Annotated in this window: 19 protein-coding genes and 1 pseudogene; 11 read left to right on the forward strand and 9 right to left on the reverse strand. The window is 67.7% G+C overall.

The genetic code is table 11. From position 1 onward, the window contains the following. Nucleotides 1-3 precede the first annotated feature (3 nt). The 5 genes from FA740_RS12335 (at nucleotide 4) to FA740_RS12355 (ending at nucleotide 5311) form a co-directional block, all read left to right on the forward strand. Nucleotides 4-675: an SURF1 family protein gene (locus tag FA740_RS12335; protein ID WP_136857078.1), complete on the forward strand. Its 672-nt coding sequence runs from the start codon at nucleotides 4-6 to the stop codon at nucleotides 673-675. Between the two features lie 10 nt (nucleotides 676-685). Then, a complete protein-coding gene (gene thrC, locus FA740_RS12340) occupies nucleotides 686-2062 on the forward strand; it encodes a threonine synthase (protein WP_136857079.1) in 1377 nt (458 codons plus the stop codon). A 62-nt stretch (nucleotides 2063-2124) separates the two neighbouring features. Further along, a complete protein-coding gene (locus tag FA740_RS12345; protein ID WP_136857123.1) occupies nucleotides 2125-3333 on the forward strand; it encodes a M16 family metallopeptidase in 1209 nt (402 codons plus the stop codon). Continuing rightward, nucleotides 3333-3914, forward strand: coding sequence for a GNAT family N-acetyltransferase (locus tag FA740_RS12350; protein WP_136857124.1), 582 nt, complete (start codon nucleotides 3333-3335; stop codon nucleotides 3912-3914). Before FA740_RS12345 ends, FA740_RS12350 begins: the two co-directional genes overlap by 1 nt. Then, entirely contained in the window at nucleotides 3914-5311 is a 1398-nt protein-coding gene (locus tag FA740_RS12355; RefSeq protein WP_136857080.1) for an FAD-binding oxidoreductase, read from the forward strand. The genes FA740_RS12350 and FA740_RS12355 overlap by 1 nt, the downstream gene beginning before the upstream one ends. Here FA740_RS12355 and FA740_RS12360 read toward each other — a convergent pair. Both FA740_RS12360 and FA740_RS12365 read right to left on the reverse strand, forming a co-directional pair. Beyond that, entirely contained in the window at nucleotides 5308-5841 is a 534-nt protein-coding gene (locus tag FA740_RS12360; protein ID WP_136857081.1) for an adenine phosphoribosyltransferase, read from the reverse strand. The genes FA740_RS12355 and FA740_RS12360 overlap by 4 nt on opposite strands. Further along, entirely contained in the window at nucleotides 5838-6440 is a 603-nt protein-coding gene (locus FA740_RS12365; protein ID WP_136857082.1) for a flavin reductase family protein, read from the reverse strand. Before FA740_RS12365 ends, FA740_RS12360 begins: the two co-directional genes overlap by 4 nt. Nucleotides 6441-6553: 113 nt before the next feature. Between FA740_RS12365 and FA740_RS12370 the strand changes: the two are divergent. Together FA740_RS12370 and FA740_RS12375 are read left to right on the forward strand one after the other, a co-directional pair. Beyond that, nucleotides 6554-7033, forward strand: a pseudogene (locus FA740_RS12370) (GNAT family N-acetyltransferase); the annotation flags it as partial. Nucleotides 7034-7112: 79 nt separating this feature from the next. After that, complete coding sequence (locus tag FA740_RS12375; protein WP_136857084.1) at nucleotides 7113-7901, forward strand: EcsC family protein; 789 nt, start codon at nucleotides 7113-7115, stop codon at nucleotides 7899-7901. 46 nt (nucleotides 7902-7947) lie between these two features. Here the strand turns inward: FA740_RS12375 and FA740_RS12380 are convergent, their stop codons facing one another. Continuing rightward, nucleotides 7948-9480, reverse strand: coding sequence for an ATP-dependent DNA helicase (locus FA740_RS12380; RefSeq protein WP_136857085.1), 1533 nt, complete (start codon nucleotides 9478-9480; stop codon nucleotides 7948-7950). 96 nt (nucleotides 9481-9576) lie between these two features. Here FA740_RS12380 and FA740_RS12385 point away from each other — a divergent pair, with 96 nt between their 5' ends. Both FA740_RS12385 and FA740_RS12390 read left to right on the forward strand, forming a co-directional pair. Beyond that, the gene (locus FA740_RS12385) at nucleotides 9577-9783 is read left to right on the forward strand and encodes a hypothetical protein (protein ID WP_136857086.1); all 207 of its coding nucleotides are present in this window, start codon (nucleotides 9577-9579) and stop codon (nucleotides 9781-9783) included. A gap of 130 nt (nucleotides 9784-9913) precedes the next feature. Next, nucleotides 9914-10132, forward strand: a complete 219-nt coding sequence (locus FA740_RS12390) for a hypothetical protein (protein ID WP_246053615.1) — start codon at nucleotides 9914-9916, stop codon at nucleotides 10130-10132. A gap of 8 nt (nucleotides 10133-10140) precedes the next feature. On the opposite strand, the gene ccrA is transcribed toward FA740_RS12390, so the two are convergent. Continuing rightward, a complete protein-coding gene (gene ccrA, locus FA740_RS12395) occupies nucleotides 10141-11430 on the reverse strand; it encodes a crotonyl-CoA carboxylase/reductase (protein ID WP_136857087.1) in 1290 nt (429 codons plus the stop codon). Nucleotides 11431-11641: 211 nt separating this feature from the next. Between ccrA and FA740_RS12400 the strand changes: the two genes are divergently transcribed. Both FA740_RS12400 and FA740_RS12405 read left to right on the forward strand, forming a co-directional pair. Beyond that, a complete protein-coding gene (locus tag FA740_RS12400; protein WP_246053616.1) occupies nucleotides 11642-13600 on the forward strand; it encodes a protein meaA in 1959 nt (652 codons plus the stop codon). A 56-nt stretch (nucleotides 13601-13656) separates the two neighbouring features. After that, complete coding sequence (locus tag FA740_RS12405) at nucleotides 13657-14580, forward strand: acyltransferase family protein (protein WP_136857089.1); 924 nt, start codon at nucleotides 13657-13659, stop codon at nucleotides 14578-14580. Between the two features lie 60 nt (nucleotides 14581-14640). Here FA740_RS12405 and rpmE read toward each other — a convergent pair whose 3' ends face one another. Genes rpmE through rpsP form a run of 5 tightly spaced genes read right to left on the reverse strand, consistent with a single transcriptional unit; the run spans nucleotide 14641 to nucleotide 17050 of the window. Beyond that, a complete protein-coding gene (rpmE, locus tag FA740_RS12410; RefSeq protein WP_136857090.1) occupies nucleotides 14641-14862 on the reverse strand; it encodes a 50S ribosomal protein L31 in 222 nt (73 codons plus the stop codon). Between the two features lie 14 nt (nucleotides 14863-14876). Continuing rightward, complete coding sequence (gene rplS, locus FA740_RS12415) at nucleotides 14877-15260, reverse strand: 50S ribosomal protein L19 (protein ID WP_136857091.1); 384 nt, start codon at nucleotides 15258-15260, stop codon at nucleotides 14877-14879. Beyond that, the gene (trmD, locus tag FA740_RS12420; protein ID WP_136857092.1) at nucleotides 15257-16132 is read right to left on the reverse strand and encodes a tRNA (guanosine(37)-N1)-methyltransferase TrmD; all 876 of its coding nucleotides are present in this window, start codon (nucleotides 16130-16132) and stop codon (nucleotides 15257-15259) included. Before trmD ends, rplS begins: the two co-directional genes overlap by 4 nt. After that, complete coding sequence (gene rimM, locus FA740_RS12425; protein WP_136857093.1) at nucleotides 16129-16644, reverse strand: ribosome maturation factor RimM; 516 nt, start codon at nucleotides 16642-16644, stop codon at nucleotides 16129-16131. The genes trmD and rimM overlap by 4 nt, the downstream gene beginning before the upstream one ends. A gap of 52 nt (nucleotides 16645-16696) precedes the next feature. Continuing rightward, nucleotides 16697-17050 carry a 30S ribosomal protein S16 gene (gene rpsP / locus FA740_RS12430; RefSeq protein ID WP_136857094.1) on the reverse strand — a complete coding sequence of 118 codons (354 nt, stop codon included), beginning with the start codon at nucleotides 17048-17050 and terminating at the stop codon, nucleotides 16697-16699. Between the last annotated feature and the right edge of the window lie 20 nt (nucleotides 17051-17070).

Raw genomic sequence — 17070 nt, forward strand, 5'->3', positions numbered from 1 at the left:
CCCATGCGCCGCTATCTGTTTCCCCTGATCCTCGGCATCGTCGGCTGCGCCGTCCTGATCCAGCTGGGCCTGTGGCAGCTGGCCCGCGCCGACTGGAAGGAGGGGATGCTGGACCAGATCACCGTCGGCATCCAGGCCGACCCGGTGCCCCTGCCGGATGCGATCGATCCGTCGATGAAATACCTGCCCGTGACGGTCAGCGGCACCACCACCGGCGCCGAGATCGACGTGCTGTCCCACACCCGCGAACAGGGTGCCGGCTATCAGATCGTGTCGCGATTCGTGACCGATGACGGGCGCGCGGTCCTGGTGGATCGCGGTTTCGTCCCGCAGGAGGCCCGGCGGCTGGAGCGTCCGCCCGTGCGCCTTGACGTGACCGGCAACCTGCACTGGCCGCAGGACGCCAGCAGCTCCACCCCCGCGCCGAATCTGGATGAGAACATCTGGTTCGCCCGCGACGTGGAAGCGATGGCCGCGTCGCTGGACACGCTGCCGGTTCTGGTCGTGGCCAGCGCCATCCAGGGCGACAATCAGGGCGCCCGCCCGATGCCCGTCGCGATCGAGGGAATCCCCAACAACCACCTGTCCTATGCGGTGCAGTGGTTCCTGATCGCGGCCACCTGGGCGGTGATGACACTGGCGCTGATCTGGCGTATCAGGCAGCGCAGCTACTGAAGGATTTCCGATGCGTTACGTCTCGACGCGGGGCCAGGCCCCGGTGCTGAATTTCGAACAGGCCATGCTGTCGGGGCTGGCGCGCGACGGCGGGCTGTACCTGCCCGAGACGATCCCCCCCTTCGAGGGGTTGGACCAGCTGGACGGCCTGCCCTATGAGGAGGTCGCGTTCCGCGTCATCCGCCCCTTCACCGGCGACAGCTTCACCGATGAAGAGCTGCGCGGCGCCATCGACCGCGCCTATGCGCGGATCGCCCATGACGCCCGCGCGCCGCTGGTGCAGCTGGCCCCCGGCCACCACCTGCTGGAGCTGTTCCACGGCCCCACCCTGGCCTTCAAGGATTTCGCGATGCAGCTGATCGCGCAGCTGTTCCAGATCGCGCTGACGCGGTCGGGACAGCGCGTGACCATCGTGGGCGCGACGTCCGGCGATACCGGGTCGGCGGCGATCGAGGCGTTCCGCGGCATCGACAACGTGGACGTGATGATCATGTATCCCCACGGCCGCGTGTCCGAGGTGCAGCGCCGCCAGATGACCACGCCCCCCGCCGCCAATGTCCACGCGCTGGCCGTGACCGGGCATTTCGACGATTGCCAGGCGCGGCTCAAGGACCTGTTCAACGACCATGCCTTCCGCGACCATGTCGGGCTGGCGGGTGTGAACAGCATCAACTGGGCCCGCGTCGTGGCGCAGATCGTCTATTACTTCACCGCCTGCGCGTCGCTTGGCATGCGGCCCACCGATTTCTGCGTGCCGACCGGAAATTTCGGCGACATCTTCGCGGGGTCCATCGCGCGCCAGATGGGCCTGCCGATCCGCCGCCTGATCGTGGCGACCAACCAGAACGACATCCTGCATCGCGCCCTGACCAGCGGCGATTACCGCATGGGTGAGGTCGAGCCGACCATCAGCCCGTCGATGGACATCCAGGTCAGCTCGAACTTCGAGCGCGCGCTGTATCTGGCCTATGGCCAGGACGCAAACGCGATCCGCCAGCTGATGGAGGAGCTGAAACAGGGCGGCTTCAGCATCAGCCAGGGCGCACTGGAGGCGCTGCGCGAGCAATACGTCTCGGGCCGCGTGGGCGAACAGGAGACGCTGGACACGATCCGCGACATCCGCGCCCGCACCGGAGAGATCCTGTGCCCGCACAGCGCCGTGGGCGTCGCCGTGGCACAGCGCCATATCGAACCGGGCGTGCCGATGGTCACCCTGGCCACCGCGCATCCGGCCAAGTTCCCCGACGCCGTGGAACGCGCCATCGGCCTGCGCCCCGGCCTGCCGCCGCACATGGCCGACCTGTTCGACCTGCCCGAGCGTCTGACCCGGGTTGAAAACGACGTGGACGCGCTTAAGTCCCTGATCCTTGAACGGAGGACCGCGTGAGCCAAGACCCCACCCCGCGCCTGACGACCCTGCCCAACGGGCTGCGCATCGTGACCCGGCAGATGCCCGGCCTGCATTCGGCGGCCCTGGGCATCTGGGTCAGCGCGGGCGGCCGGAACGAGCGTGCTGACCAGAACGGCATCGCCCATTTCCTGGAGCATATGGCCTTCAAGGGCACCGCGACCCGCAGCGCCTTGCAGATTGCCGAGGCGATCGAGGATGTGGGCGGCTATATCAATGCCTATACCTCGCGCGACGCGACCGCCTATTACGTCCGCGTGCTCGAGGATGACGTCGATCTGGCCTTTGACGTTATCAGCGACATCGTCCTGAACCCGGTCTTTGACGACCGCGAGATCGAGGTCGAGCGTGGCGTGATCCTGCAGGAGATCGGTCAGGCGATGGACACGCCCGACGACATCATCTTCGACTGGCTGCAGGAGGCCGCCTATCCGGACCAGCCCATCGGCCGCACGATCCTAGGCCCGGCCGAGCGCGTCAGCAGCTTTGGCCGTTCCGATCTGGCCGGTTTCGTGTCCGAGAATTACGGCCCCGGCCAGATGGTCGTGGCGGCCGCCGGATCGGTCGATCACGACCGCATCGTGCGGCTGGCCGAAAAGGTGCTGGGCCATATCGCGCCGCGTCCGCAGGGCGCCCGCGAAGGTGCCCGCTGGCAGGGCCTGGAGACGCGCACCGTCAAACCGCTGGAGCAGGCGCATTTCGCGCTGGCGCTGGAGGGGCCGGGCTATCTGGCGCCCGATTTCTATGCAGCGCAGATCTTTTCGTCCGCGCTTGGCGGGGGGATGTCGTCGCGGCTGTTCCAGAAGATCCGCGAGGAGCGGGGGCTGTGCTACACCATCTTTGCGCAGTCGGGTTTCCATGACGATACCGGCATGCTGACCATCTATGCCGGCACCGGGGCCGAGGATCTGGGCGATCTGGCCACCCTGACCATCGACGAGATCAAGCGCGCCACCGAGGACATGTCCGAGGCCGAGATCGCCCGCGCCAAGGCGCAGCTGCGCGCGGGCCTGCTGATGGGTCTGGAAAGCCCCTCGGGTCAGGCCGAACGCATGGCGCGGAGCTTAGCGATCTGGGGGCGCGTGCCCGACGCGGCCGAAGTCGCGGAACGCATCGCCGCCGTCACCGCCGCGGATGTGCGCACCCATGCCGAGCGGCTGCTGGCGACCGCGCGCCCCGCGCTGGCCCTCTATGGCCCGGTCGAGGGTGCGCCGACGCTGCAGGCGCTGTCCGAAAGGCTGGCTGCGTGATCCTGGCGCGGCGCCGTCCTTTCCGGCTGGATGCCGAACGGATCGTGCTGCGCCTGCCCCTGCATTCCGATTTCAACGCCTGGACGGCGCTGCGGTCGGACAGCCGCGCCTTTCTGACCCCGTGGGAGCCGGTCTGGTCGCCCGACCACCTGTCACGCAAAAGCTTTACCAACCGCGTCTATTGGGCCGCGCGCTCGGCCAAGGCGGGGACCGCCTTTCCGCTGTTCCTGGCGCATCGCGACGGCACGCTGCTGGGCGCGATCACGTTGGACAACATCCGCCGCGGCCCTGCGCAATCGGGCACGATCGGCTATTGGATCGGCCAGCCCCATGCCCGCAAGGGCTATATGCGCGAGGCGATCGGCGTGCTGGTGCATCACGCCTTCACCGCGCTGGATCTGAGCCGCGTCGAGGCCGCCTGCCTGCCCGAGAACGCCGCATCGCGGGGCGTGCTGGAACGGTCGGGCTTCAAGTATGAGGGCGTGGCCCAAAGCTATCTGCAGATCGACGGTCGCTGGCGCAACCATGTGCTGTACGCCAACCTGCGCAGCGACCGGCGCGGTAAGACCGAGGTGCGCTGATGCTGACCCCCGCCGATGACCGCCTGGCCGCGATGCTGCCCGCAGGCGTGCTGCGCGACCCTGCGCCCCATTACACGGAGGAACCGCGCGGCCGCTATCACGGCATGGCGGGGCTGGTCGCGGCCCCCCGCGACGCTGACGAATGCGCCGCCATCATCCGCGCCTGCGCGGCAGCCCGTGTGGCCGTGGTGCCGCGCGGCGGCGGGACCGGGCTGGTGGGTGGACAGGTGATGGCCGACGGCGCCGCCCCCCTGATCCTGTCGCTGGAGCGGATGAGCGCCATCCGCGACATTTTCCCCGAGGAGGCCGTGATGATCGCCGAATCGGGCGTCACCCTGCAGGCGGCGCGGCAGGCGGCGGCGGGCGTCGGGCGACAGTTTCCGCTGTCACTGGCCTCGCAGGGCTCGGCCCAGATCGGCGGCGTGCTGTCGACGAATGCGGGGGGCGTGAACGTGCTGCGATACGGCAATGCCCGCGCCCTGTGCCTGGGGGTCGAGGCTGTGCTGCCCGACGGGTCGGTGATGCACGACCTAAAGCGCCTCAGGAAGGACAATACCGGATACGACCTGCGCGACCTGCTGATCGGGGCCGAGGGGACGTTGGGCATCATCACCGCCGCATCGCTGGTGCTGGCCCCGGTGCCTGCGGAAACCGGCGTCGCGATGCTGGTCGTGGACAGCCCCGCCGCGGCCCTGTCGCTGCTAGCCTTGGCGCAGGCGCGCATGGCGGGCGGCGTGACCGCCTTCGAGCTGATCTCAGGCCAGAGCCTGCATTTCCTGGACGCGGCCTTCCCCGACATGCGCCAGCCCTTTGCCGCGCGCCCCGACTGGCTGGTGCTGGTCGAGGTCGGGCTGCCCGCAGGCCTGTCCGCCGATGCCGCGCTGGAGGGGCTGTTCACCGCGGGCACCGAGGCCGCCCTTGTCCATGACGGCGTTATCGCGCAATCGGGCCAGCAGGGCGCCGATCTTTGGGCGCTGCGCGAGCATATCCCGCTGGCCAACCGGCATGTCGGCGCCATCGCCAGCCATGATATCAGCTTGCCCCTCTCGCAGGTGGCGCGGTTCATCGACGATGCGGGCGCGTGGCTGGCGGGGCAGGGAGACATGCGTGTCAACTGCTTTGGCCATCTGGGCGACGGCAACCTGCATTACAATCTGTTCCCGGCAGCGGGCCGGACCCGCGACGATTACGAACCCATCCGCCGCGACCTGTCGCGTGGCATCCACGAGATGGTCGTGGCGCGCGGCGGATCCTTTTCGGCCGAACACGGAGTCGGGCGTCTGAAGGCCGCCGATCTGGCGCGATGGGGCGATCCGGCGCGGCTGGCCGCGATGCGGGCGATCAAGGGGGCGCTGGACCCCCTTGGCATCATGAACCCCGGCGCGGTGCTGGCCTAGGCGCCTTCGAACTCGCACAAAGCGTGGACGGGCATGTCCATGCCCTCCAGAATGGCGCGCCCGCCCAGCTCGGGCAGGTCGATGACAAAGGCACAGCCGATGACATCCGCGCCAAGGCGACGGCACAGCGTGATCGCCGCGGCCGCCGTGCCGCCGGTGGCCAGCAGGTCATCCACGATCAGGACCTTTTCGCCGGGCCTCAAGGCGTCGTCATGGATCTCCATGATCGCCTCGCCATATTCCAGCTGATAAGCCTCGCTGATGACCGTCCCGGGCAGCTTGCCCTTCTTGCGGATCGGCACGAAGCCGGTGGAGAGCTGATGCGCCACCGCGCCGCCCAGAATGAAGCCGCGCGCCTCCAGCCCCACGACCTTGTCGATGCGCGTCCCGGCATAGGCATGCAGGATCTGGTCCACCGCCATGCGGAAGCCGCGCGCATCTGCGAATAGCGTGGTCACGTCGCGGAAGATGATTCCCTCGTGCGGGAAATCGTGGATGGAGCGGACATAGTCCTTGACGGTGCGGCTCATTCAGGGCGGTCCATTTCGAACAGGTCGGTCACGGCGGCATAGTCCTTGTACCCCAGACGCGCAATCCAGCCGCCCGCCGCGCGCGGGTCGAACCGACCGTCGACCACGCAATCGTCGCGCAGATGCACCCCCGTCACCACGCCGAAGACAGCGAAATTCGCCTGACCGGCCAGAGGCACGATCTGGGTCATCCGGCATTCCAGCGCCGCCGCGGCGCCTGCCACGCGGGGACAGTCGATGGTGGTGCAATCGGCGGCCTCGATCCCGGCGGCGTCGAATTCGCTGGTCCCGGCGGGCAGTGGCGCCGATGTCGCGTTGACTGCATCGCGCAGATCGCCGGTGGCGATATTCACGCAGAACACCCCCGTCTCGATGATCTGGGCCACGCTGTCCTTGGTGCCGGGACGGTCGCCCTTGGCGCCGGTTGAGGCGAACATCACCTGCGGCGGCACATAGGCCACGGCGTTGAAGAAGGAATAGGGCGCCAGGTTGTCGCCGTTGGACCCGCGGGTCGAGATCCAGCCGATCGGGCGCGGCGCGATGATCGCGTTGAAGGGATTGTGCGGCAGGCCGTGGCCGGCTTCGGGGCGATAGAACATGGGCGGCCTCCTCATGGCGTTCGGGCGCCAACCTGCCCCGGATTTTCGCGCGGTGCAATGTTTCGCACGGCCCCGACCCATGCTAAAGGCCCGCCCGACAGCAAGGAGGCGCGATGTACGAGATCTGCCCCGAAACCCCCGCCGACGAATCCGAGGTCGAGGGCCTTTACGATCTGTGCTTTGCGCCGGGTCGCACCGCGCTGTCCTCCTATCGCCTGCGTGACGGGGTGCCGCGCGTGGCCGATTTGTGCCTGCTGCTGCGCGCTGCGGGCGGCACGCTGATGGCCGCGATCCGGTTCTGGCCGGCGATGGTCGGCGACCATCCGGTGCTGCTGCTGGGGCCGATCGCGGTCCATCCCACCGCCCAGGGCGAGGGGCTGGGCGGTCTGCTGATGCGCGACAGCCTGACGCGGGCGCGGGCCACAGGGCATGACCGGGTGCTGCTGGTGGGCGACGCGCCCTATTACGGCCGGTTCGGCTTTATACGGCTAGACGATGTGCTGATGCCGCCGCCCACCAACCCGGATCGGGTGCTGGGTCTGGAACTTAGGCCGGGCGCGTGGGTTGGGGTGTCAGGACCGGTCCTGCGCGCCCCGGTGCCGAAGCCCTCCGATCCGCCCGCGCCGGACAGCACGGCCTGCACCCAGGTCGCCCATCCGAAAGATCCCGCCCATGACCGACCGCAAAGACCTGGTCCTGCCCCCGATCACTGACCCCGGTGTGCATGCCCAGATCGACCGCCTCGCCCGCCGCTATCTGGATGCGGGGGGCCTGGGGATGCAGATCCTGACCCGCATCGGCAACACCGCCGAAGGGCTGGTCGAACGCCTGCCCGGCTTTGTCCGCTCGCGGCTGGATTCGGTGACCCGCGCGGCGCTGACGCGGGCCTTCGGCGCGGCCAGCCGGTCACGCAAGGTGGTGCGGGACAGGGGCGACTGGTTCAACCGGATGGCCTCGACCGTGACGGGGGCCGCGGGGGGCGTGGGTGGCTTCGCGGGCGCCTTGGTCGAGCTGCCCTTCACCGTCACCCTGCTGCTGCGCGCGATGCTGGACATCGCGACCGAGCATGGCCTGGACCCCGATAGCGAGGAGGTGCAGATGGAATGCCTGCGCATCTTTGCCGCCGCTGGTCCCATGGCCGAGGATGACAGCACCGATCTGGGCCTGCTGGCTGCGCGTCTGTCGGTCACCGGCCAGACCGTGCAGGGCTTGGTCAGCAAGGTCGCCCCGCGTCTGTCCGTCTCACTGGGGCAAAAGATGGCCGCCCAGGCCGCCCCGGTCTTCGGCGCGGTGGTGGGCGCGTCGATCAACTATACGTTCGCCCGCTACTATCAGGAACTGGCCCGCGTCCATTTCGGCGTCATGCGCCTGTCGCAGGACACCGGTCTGCCCCGCGAGGCCCTGATCGAGGCGCTGCGCCTGTCCATCCAGTGCCAGGCACCCGCCGACCGCACGCGCTAAGCGGGGGGTCCGGGGGGCGGCAGCCCCCCGGCGTCGCGGGACGCAATCACTCTTCCTCGATATCTAGGGCCAAGGGGGCGACCGGGGCGACCAGATCCTCGGTCGACAGCGGGCCCGCGGGCCGCGCAAGCCGCGCCTTGGTCACCCAGTACAGACGCTCCTGCGCGCGGGTGATGGCGACATAGGTCAGGCGTTTCCACAGCTGTACCCCGGCCTCGGAGCGGTTCGACCAGGCGGCGGCGGCGATGTCGGGGCCAAAGACCTGCACCTCGGGCCATTGGCTGCCCTGCGCCTTGTGGATCGTGACCGCCGCCCCGTGCAGGAATGCCGCCCCCATGCGCGCCGCGAAGGGGATGAAGGGCTCCTCCTCTCCGGGCAACTCGATCTTGACGATGCTGGCGGCCGACAGGCGCGGGTCCTCGGCCCCGATCACGTGCAGGCGAGAGAACCCCGCCTTGCGGCCCGGCCCCAGATAGACGACCTGCGCGCCCTTGATCAGGCCGCGCGCCTCCAGGTCGATCCGCTTCTTGCGGTGCTTCAGCGGCAGCTCCAGCCCGTCGCAGATCAGCGGCTCTCCCGGCAGCAGCGCGTCGCCGGGCGCGCCAAAGGCGGTGCGGAACGCATGGATCAGCCGGATGCGCGTGGCGTTGCGCCAGACCAGCACCGGACTGCGCGCCATCAGGTCGCTCTCCACCCGTTCGGCCCAGACCACGCGGTCATCCTTGCGGGCGGCGTCGCGGATCATCTGCTCGAAATCGTCAAAGCCCAGCTGATCGTCGGCCAGCGCATGGGCCAGGTCCAGGATCGGGCTGTCATCAGCCTGGCGGTGGATGCGGCTCAGCATCAGGCGCTGCGGGGCGGCCAGCGTGTCAAAGACCATCGCCCCGGACTGCCCGACCGGGGCCAGCTGCGCCGGATCGCCGAACAGGACCAGCACCGGAAAGATCTCGCGCAGATCCTCGAACTGCTTTTCGTCCAGCATCGAGGCCTCGTCGATCAGCCCGACATCCAGACCCTCCTCGCGCCGGGTCCAGCCGCGGATGAAGTCCGACCCGCGCAGCCCGGCATTGGCCAGCGCCCCGGGAATCGAGGCGTGCTGGTCATAGAACGCCTTGGCCCGGTCCAGCGCGGTGTCCGACAGCTCGGGAATGACCGGGCGCTCTCCGCTGCCGGTCAGCCATTCGGCGATCTTCTCGTATTGCGGGTCATAAACGGGCGTATACAGGATGCGGTGGATCGTCGTCGCGGGCACGCCCCGCATCCGCAGCACGAAGGCCGCCTTGTTGGTGGGCGCCAGAATCGCCACGCTGCGGCGGTCCTTGCGCCTGCGGCCCTCGTAATCGGGGCTGATCAGCTCGACCCCGGCCTCCAGCAGGGCCTTGGTGATCATCGACAGCATCAGCGTCTTGCCTGAGCCGGCCTTGCCGATGACCGCCATGACGCGACCTTTTCCCGACTCGGGCGGATGCAGTTCCTCTGCGATGATGTCGATGCCCGCGGCACCGAAGGTCTCGGCCAGGGCATCCCAGGCATCGGCCTGGTCGGGCGACAGGGTCGGGGCGGGGACGGGGCTGTTCATGCCTGTCCCTTAGCCTGCCTTCGCGCCCAAGGCAAAGCGCCGCGCAACTTTTCCGCCCCCCGCCCGTGTCAGGGGGCACCGACCCGGAGAAACGCGATGATCGAACTGTTCTTCGTCACCTGCCTGCTGGCCGACCCCGACCGCTGCACCGATCACAGCCTGCTGTTCGAGGAGCAGAACGGCCTGTTCACCTGCATGCTGCAGAGCCAGTCCGAGCTGGCCAAATGGATGGCGACTCACCCGACCGAGCAGGTCCGCGAATGGAAATGCCGCTATGCCGGTCAGGGCGATCGCAAGGCCTGACCCTGCCCGTCACGGCATCAGGACTGCCCGGTGCCTGTGCAGGCGCGGGGACGCAGCCCGTGGCGCGGCGCTTGCGGTTTGGTGCGCCGCCGCGGCCATGCGATGATCATCGCCAGGGAGGGCAGACCGCGTGAGGTTCGCCATGATCGAGTTGTTCTTTGTCGCCTGCCTGTCCACCGACCCCGCCAGCTGCCGCGACCGCAGCCTGCTTTATGCCGAGGAGGTCGGGCTGATGACCTGCATGATGGGCGCCCCGGCCCAGCTGGCGCGCTGGTCCGAGGCCCATCCCGGCCAGCGCATCGCCCGCTGGCAATGCCGGATGGCGGGGCAGGCCGATCGCACGGCCTGACCTTTGGGTCAGCGGCGACCGGCCTCCAGCGCGTCCTCGAAGGTGCGCAGGCCGGTGCGCGGCGACTGGACCAGAACCGACATGTTGCCCGGCTTGTGCTCGTTGCGGAACATCTTCATATGGGCCGCCGGGATGTCGGCCCAGGGGAACACCTCGGACATGCAGGGGTCCAGGCGGCGCTCCAGCATCAGCTTGTTGGCGGCGCTGGCCTGCTTCAGATGCGCGAAATGCGATCCCTGAACGCGCTTCTGGTGCATCCACAGGTAACGGACGTCAAAGGTGCAGTTGAAGCCCGTGGTGCCCGCGCAGATGACGATCATGCCGCCCTTCTTGCAGACCAGCGTGCTGACCGGAAAGGTCGCCTCTCCGGGGTGTTCAAAGACGATGTCGACATTGTTGCCCTTACCGGTGATGTCCCAGATTGCGGCGCCGAACTTACGTGCCTCGCTGAACCATTCCTTGTATTCGGGCGTGTTCACGGTGGGCAGCTGGCCCCAGCAGCGGAATTCCTTGCGGTTGATGACGCCCTTGGCGCCCAGGGCCATGACGAAGTCGCGCTTGTCCTCCTCGCTGATCACGCCGATGGCGTTGCCGCCGGCCGCATTGATCAGCTGGATCGCATAGGATCCAAGACCCCCCGACGCGCCCCAGACCAGCACGTTCATGCCCGGCTTCAGCTCGTGCGGCTCATGGCCGAACAGCATGCGATAGGCGGTGGCCAGCGTCAGCGTATAGCAGGCCGATTCCTCCCAGGTCAGGTGGCGCGGGCGGGGCATCAGCTGCTGGGCCTGCACGCGGGTGAACTGGGCAAAGCTGCCATCGGGCGTCTCATAGCCCCAGATGCGCTGCGTGGGCGAATACATCGGGTCGCCGCCGTTGCAATGCTCGTCATCGCCGTCGTCCTGGTTGCAATGGATGACGACCTCGTCGCCGACCTTCCAGCGTTTGACCTTGTCGCCCACCGCCCAGACGATGCCGGACGCGTCGGAGCCGGCGATGTGATAGGGCTGCTTGTGCACGTCGAACATGCTGATCGGCTTGCCTAGGCCCGCCCAGATCCCGTTATAGTTGACGCCCGCCGCCATCACCAGGACCAGCACCTCGTTGCTGTCGATGGCAGGGGTGTCGACGACCTCCAGCTGCATCGCCTGATCCGGCTCGCCCTGCCGCTCGCGGCGGATCGTCCAGGCGTGCATCTGCGCGGGCACATGGCCCAGGGGCGGCATCTCGCCGATCTCATAGAGGTCTTTGACGGGCGCATTGTAAGGCGCGATCGGGGTCGGTGCGTCGAGGGCCATCTGCTTCTCCTGTCCAGTGCCGCAGCGCAGAATCAATGCGCCATGCTGATGCCTAATTACGAACGGTATAGCAACAATGCAATAGGAATTGCGCAACAAGCGCAATAAAATGTCCGACGCACTGCAGAATCTGCTGCGTTGCGGCGAATTGACGGCGCAGTTTTGTGTCTGTATCAAGATAAAGACAGAAATATTGTTGCGAGGATATGCCGTGGCCGACAAGGACAAACCCTGGTTGTTCCGCACCTATGCGGGCCATTCGACAGCGGCGAAGTCGAACGCACTCTATCGCACCAACCTGGCCAAGGGTCAGACCGGCCTGTCGGTGGCCTTCGATCTGCCGACCCAGACCGGCTATGACAGCGACCACATCCTGGCGCGGGGCGAGGTGGGCAAGGTCGGCGTGCCCGTCTGCCATCTGGGCGACATGCGGGCGCTGTTCGACCAAATCCCGCTGGAGCAGATGAACACCTCGATGACGATCAACGCGACCGCGCCCTGGCTGCTGTCGCTGTATATCGCCGTCGCCGAGGAGCAGGGGGCCGACGTGTCCCGCCTGCAAGGAACGGTCCAGAACGACCTGATCAAGGAATACCTGTCGCGCGGCACCTATATCTGTCCACCCGCGCCGTCGCTGGCGATGATCACCGACATCGCGGCCTATACGCGCCAGCATCTGCCGAAATGGAACCCGATGAACGTCTGCAGCTATCACCTGCAGGAGGCAGGCGCGACGCCGGAACAGGAGCTGGCCTATGCGCTGGCCACCGCCATCGCGGTTCTGGACGACCTGAAGGGCAAGGTCCCCGAGGAGAGCTTCCCCGAGATGGTCGGGCGGATCAGCTTTTTCGTGAATGCGGGCATCCGCTTTGTGACCGAGCTGTGCAAGATGCGCGCCTTCACCGAGCTGTGGGATGAGATCACCCGCGACCGCTATGGCATCGCGGAGGAGAAATACCGCCGGTTCCGCTATGGCGTGCAGGTCAACAGCCTGGGCCTGACCGAGCAGCAGCCCGAGAACAACGTCTATCGCATCCTGCTTGAGATGCTGGCCGTCACGCTGTCCAAGAACGCCCGCGCCCGTGCCGTGCAGCTGCCCGCTTGGAACGAGGCCCTGGGCCTGCCGCGTCCGTGGGATCAGCAATGGTCGCTGCGCATGCAGCAGATCCTGGCCTATGAGACCGACCTGTTGGAATATGGCGACCTGTTCGACGGCAACCCGGTGATCGCGGCCAAGGTCGAGGTGCTGAAACAGGGCGCGCGGGACGAGCTGGCGCTGCTGGACCAAATGGGCGGCGCGATCGCGGCCATCGACTATATGAAGGCGCGGCTGGTCGAATCGAACGCCGCCCGCCTTGGACGGATCGAGACGAACGAGACCATCGTGGTCGGCGTGAACCGCTGGCAGCAGGCCGAGCCCTCGCCCCTGACCGCCGGTGATGGCGGCATCATGACCGTCGATCCGGCGGTCGAGGCCGATCAGGTCGGGCGGCTGCAGGCCTGGCGCGCGGCGCGCGATGCGGGCGCGGTCGAGGCGGCGCTGGATGCGCTGCGCCAGGCGGCGCGGACGGGGGGCAATGTCATGCCGGCCTCGATCCAGGCGGCGCGGGCGGGGGTCACGACCGGCGAATGGGCGGGCGTGATGCGCGCGGTGCATGGCGAATATCGCGGCCCGACCGGCGTGTCGCAGGCGCAGTCGAACCGCACCGAGGGGCTGGAGGAGATCCGCGAGGCGGTCGACGCGGTCAGCGCCCGTCTGGGGCGGCGGCTGAAGTTCCTGGTGGGCAAGCCGGGGCTGGACGGCCATTCGAACGGGGCGGAACAGATCGCCTTCCGCGCCCGCGACTGCGGCATGGACATCACCTATGAGGGCATCCGCCTGACCCCGGAAGAGATCGTCGCCCGCGCGCAGGAGCAGGATGTCCACGTGGTCGGCTTGTCGATTCTGTCGGGCAGCCACATGCCCCTGATCGAGGATCTGATGGGCCGCATGCAGGCGGCCGGCCTGTCGCATATCCCGGTGATCGTCGGCGGCATCATTCCCGACGATGACGCGGCGCGGCTGGCGGCGATGGGGGTCGCGCGGGTCTATACCCCCAAGGATTTCCAGCTGAACACGATCATGATGGATATCGTCGGACTGGTCGCGCCCGGAGCCGAGGCCGCCTGAGCGGAACGCGAACCGCTTTGCATCGTTGAGGGGGCTGACAGGACAGGGCCCCCCTCATGACCGACCAGACCGCGCGCGCCAGCGCCATCGATCCGCTTCGCCTGATGCTGGCCTTGTTCGTGGTGGCGCTGCATGGCGGCTTTCCCGACGCGGCCCCGGCGCTGGTGAAACAGGCGCTGTTCAACGGCGTCTATCGGCTGGCGGTGCCGGTCTTTGCGCTGATCTCGGGCTATTTCTTTCTGGCGGCGATGCGGCGGGGGCAGGGCTGGCGCTATCTGCGGCGTATCGGGGCGGTCTATCTACTGTGGATGGTGATCTATCTGCCCTTCTACGGGCCGGGGATCGGCAGTTGGCATCATGCCCTGCGCCTGGTGGCGTTCGGCTATTTCCAGCTGTGGTTCCTGCCGGGTCTGCTGGTATCGGCGGTGCTGGTGATGGTGCTGCGCGCGCCGCGCGTGCTGGCAGGGGCGGCGGCGGCGATGGCGCTGATCGGGCTGGTGCTGCAATATCTGGTGCTGTCGGGGCAGGCGCAGATCCAGCTGGACCATTACCGCAACGGGCTGTTCGCGGTGTTCCCCTATTTCGCGATGGGCGTGCTGATGGCGCATGGCTGGGGCGCGGGCCTGGGGCGGCGGGTCTGGCCGCTGGCCGGGCTGGCGCTGGCCGCCGTCGTGACCGAGAGCCTGATCTGGTACCGGATCGCGGACGGGGGCTGGGGCGTGGACATGATGGCGTCGCTGCTGCTGGCCACGCCGCTGATGTTTCTGGCCGCACAGCGGGTCAGCGGCGGCTGGGACGGCAAGCAGATCGCCGGAATGGCGGCCTTCGTCTATTTCGTGCATGTCCTGATCATGCATGTCGCCACTGCCTTTGGCCTGACGGGCGATCTGAAGGCGCTGGTGGTGATGGCGTTGTGCTTGGGGCTGGCGGGGTTCCTGGCGACCGGAGGACGGCGCCCGGTCCTGGCCTTCTTTACCTGAGGCCGGAATGCGAAACGCCGCCCCGGGGGGCGGCGTCGGCAACATCCATGGCGGTGGGGATCAGAAGCCCAGGCCGGCATATTTGGATTTGAACTTGGTCACGCGACCACCGGCATCCATCAACCGCGACGAGCCGCCGTTCCAGGCCGGGTGCGAGGTCGGGTCGATGTCCAGCGACATCGTCTCGCCTTCCGAACCCCAGGTGGAGCGGGTCTGGTAGGTGGTGCCATCCGTCATCTTGACCGAGATGGTGTGATAATCGGGGTGAGTATCGTTTTTCATGGCGTGACCTCTGCTCAGGCTTTCGCGTCCGACAGCGGACGATAGTTGGTCTTTTCGACGATACGGGCGGATTTGCCGCGACGGTCACGCAGATAGTACAGCTTGGCGCGACGGACCTTGCCGCGACGAACGACTTCGATCGTGGCGATGTTGGTCGAATACAGCGGGAACACGCGTTCCACGCCCTCGCCAAAGCTGATCTTGCGGACGGTGAAGCTGGCCGCGATGTTGGCTCCGCCCTTGCGCGAGATGCAGACGCCCTCATAGTTCTGGACGCGGGTCCGGGTGCCCTCGGTCACTTTATAGCCGACGCGGATCGTGTCGCCGGCCTTGAAGTCGGGGATGGTCTTGCCAAGCTCGGCGATTTGCTCGGCTTCGAGTTGTGCGATCAGGTTCATCGCTTTGGTTCCTTGTCATGCTCGCGGTATATCCGCGATTGGTCTGATGCGCCCGAGCGCTGTCGGTCCTTAGCCGGGTCCACATGCGTCTCTGCATATGCCCGCCACAGATCGGGGCGGCGTTCTTGTGTCAGCCTCTCGGCCTCACCGGACCGCCATGCGGCGATGGCTGCGTGATTGCCCGACAACAGCACGGGCGGTATCTCGCGGCCATCCCAGAGGGCGGGCTTGGTGAACTGCGGCGCTTCCAGAAGACCCCGGTTGCCGATGGAAAAGGACTCCTCGGCCAGGGAATCATGATTGCCCAGCACGCGCGGTATAAGCCGGACCGTCGCGTCGATCAAGACCTGAGCGGCAATCTCTCCTCCGGTCAGGACATAATCGCCGATGCTGACCTCTTCGATGTCATGGGCGTCCAGAACGCGCTGGTCGACCCCCTCGAACCGGCCGCAGATCAGGGTGACGCCCGGTCCCTGTGCCAGCTGGCGGGCGCGGGCCTGCGTCAAGGGCTTGCCGCGTGGCGACATGTAGATGACGGGCAGGCCGGGGCCCGCCTCGCGCAGCGCCGCGTCCAGCACGTCGGGCCGGATCACCATGCCCGCGCCGCCGCCCGCGGGCGTGTCGTCCACATTGCGGTGCCGCCCCAGCCCGTGATCGCGCAGCGGGATCGTCTGCAGGTTCCACAGCCCCTGCGCCAGCGCCTTGCCGGTCAGGGACAGGCCCAGGATGCCGGGAAAGGCCTCGGGGAACAGGGTGATGATGCGCGCGGTCCAGGCGCCCGCGACCTGGGGTTCCGCCATCAGTTCGCGCGGGCGCAGGCTGGGGCGGGCGGTCAGGCGGCCATGCGATTTCGGCGGCGGCGCGTCGGTCATGCGTCGTCGCTGCTCCCGCCGTCACCGGGCGGGTCCACGACGATGCGGCGCGCGGCCAGATCGACGGTGGGCACGATGGCGCGGGTAAAGGGCAGCATCAGGATCTGCGCGCCGCCCACCACCTCGATGATGTCGCCCGCGCCGTGATCATACAGTGCGCGCACGCGACCCAGGGGGGTGCCGCCGGTATCGACGACATCCAGCCCGATCAGGTCGGCGTGATAGAATTCGTCATCGGGCAGCGAGGGCAGGGCGCTGCGCGGGGCCCAGAGCGTGACGCCGCGCAGGGCATCGGCCTGTTCCTTGGTGGTGACCCCGGTGATGCGCGCGCCCAGGGCGCCGGTGACCTCGCGGGTCAGCGTCACGCCAAAGCTGCGGGTGCCGTCCTCGGAGGTCAGGGGGGAGTAATTCGCGATGTCGGCAGGGTCCGAGCAGAAGCTTTTCAGCCGCACCTCTCCGTGGACCCCAAAGGCCCCCGCGATGGCGCCGACGCAGATGCGGTCTTCGGTCATGGCACACCCTTGCAAAAAAGGACTGGCGGGGGCTGCCCCCCGCCAGATCGGATCACTCGGCGTCGGCCGGTGCGGCTTTCTTGGCACGCTCTTCGGCGCGGGCCTTGGCTTTCTTGCCGGGCTCGGCCTTCTTCATGTTCTTGCGCTCGGCCTTTTCCTTGACGCCGGCGGCCTCCAGGAAGCGGGCGACGCGGTCCGTGGGCTGCGCGCCCTGGCCCAGCCAGTACTGGATGCGCTCGACATCCATCTTCACGCGCTCTTCGCTGTCTTTCGCCAGCAGCGGGTTGTAGGTGCCCAGCTTCTCGATGAAGCGGCCGTCGCGCGGCATGCGCGAATCGGAGGCGACGATGGCATAGTGCGGGCGTTTTTTGCTGCCACCACGGGCCAGGCGGATCTTCATGGACATGGATAGTCTCCTTGGGTTGT

It is taken from the genome of Paracoccus hibiscisoli (assembly GCF_005048265.1).
Taxonomy (GTDB): Bacteria; Pseudomonadota; Alphaproteobacteria; order Rhodobacterales; family Rhodobacteraceae; genus Paracoccus; species Paracoccus hibiscisoli.

What these genes read in the sequence shown, in the direction of transcription:
- FA740_RS12335 (WP_136857078.1), top strand. Translation starts at nt 4, where the DNA reads ATGCGCCGCTATCTGTTTCCCCTGATCCTCGGCATCGTCGGCTGCGCC.
- thrC (WP_136857079.1), top strand. Translation starts at nt 686, where the DNA reads ATGCGTTACGTCTCGACGCGGGGCCAGGCCCCGGTGCTGAATTTCGAA.
- FA740_RS12345 (WP_136857123.1), top strand. Translation starts at nt 2,125, where the DNA reads ATGCCCGGCCTGCATTCGGCGGCCCTGGGCATCTGGGTCAGCGCGGGC.
- FA740_RS12355 (WP_136857080.1), top strand. Translation starts at nt 3,914, where the DNA reads ATGCTGACCCCCGCCGATGACCGCCTGGCCGCGATGCTGCCCGCAGGC.
- FA740_RS12360 (WP_136857081.1), bottom strand. Translation starts at nt 5,841, where the DNA reads ATGAGCCGCACCGTCAAGGACTATGTCCGCTCCATCCACGATTTCCCG.
- FA740_RS12365 (WP_136857082.1), bottom strand. Translation starts at nt 6,440, where the DNA reads ATGTTCTATCGCCCCGAAGCCGGCCACGGCCTGCCGCACAATCCCTTC.
- FA740_RS12375 (WP_136857084.1), top strand. Translation starts at nt 7,113, where the DNA reads ATGACCGACCGCAAAGACCTGGTCCTGCCCCCGATCACTGACCCCGGT.
- FA740_RS12380 (WP_136857085.1), bottom strand. Translation starts at nt 9,480, where the DNA reads ATGAACAGCCCCGTCCCCGCCCCGACCCTGTCGCCCGACCAGGCCGAT.
- FA740_RS12385 (WP_136857086.1), top strand. Translation starts at nt 9,577, where the DNA reads ATGATCGAACTGTTCTTCGTCACCTGCCTGCTGGCCGACCCCGACCGC.
- ccrA (WP_136857087.1), bottom strand. Translation starts at nt 11,430, where the DNA reads ATGGCCCTCGACGCACCGACCCCGATCGCGCCTTACAATGCGCCCGTC.
- FA740_RS12405 (WP_136857089.1), top strand. Translation starts at nt 13,657, where the DNA reads ATGACCGACCAGACCGCGCGCGCCAGCGCCATCGATCCGCTTCGCCTG.
- rpmE (WP_136857090.1), bottom strand. Translation starts at nt 14,862, where the DNA reads ATGAAAAACGATACTCACCCCGATTATCACACCATCTCGGTCAAGATG.
- rplS (WP_136857091.1), bottom strand. Translation starts at nt 15,260, where the DNA reads ATGAACCTGATCGCACAACTCGAAGCCGAGCAAATCGCCGAGCTTGGC.
- trmD (WP_136857092.1), bottom strand. Translation starts at nt 16,132, where the DNA reads ATGACCGACGCGCCGCCGCCGAAATCGCATGGCCGCCTGACCGCCCGC.
- rimM (WP_136857093.1), bottom strand. Translation starts at nt 16,644, where the DNA reads ATGACCGAAGACCGCATCTGCGTCGGCGCCATCGCGGGGGCCTTTGGG.
- rpsP (WP_136857094.1), bottom strand. Translation starts at nt 17,050, where the DNA reads ATGTCCATGAAGATCCGCCTGGCCCGTGGTGGCAGCAAAAAACGCCCG.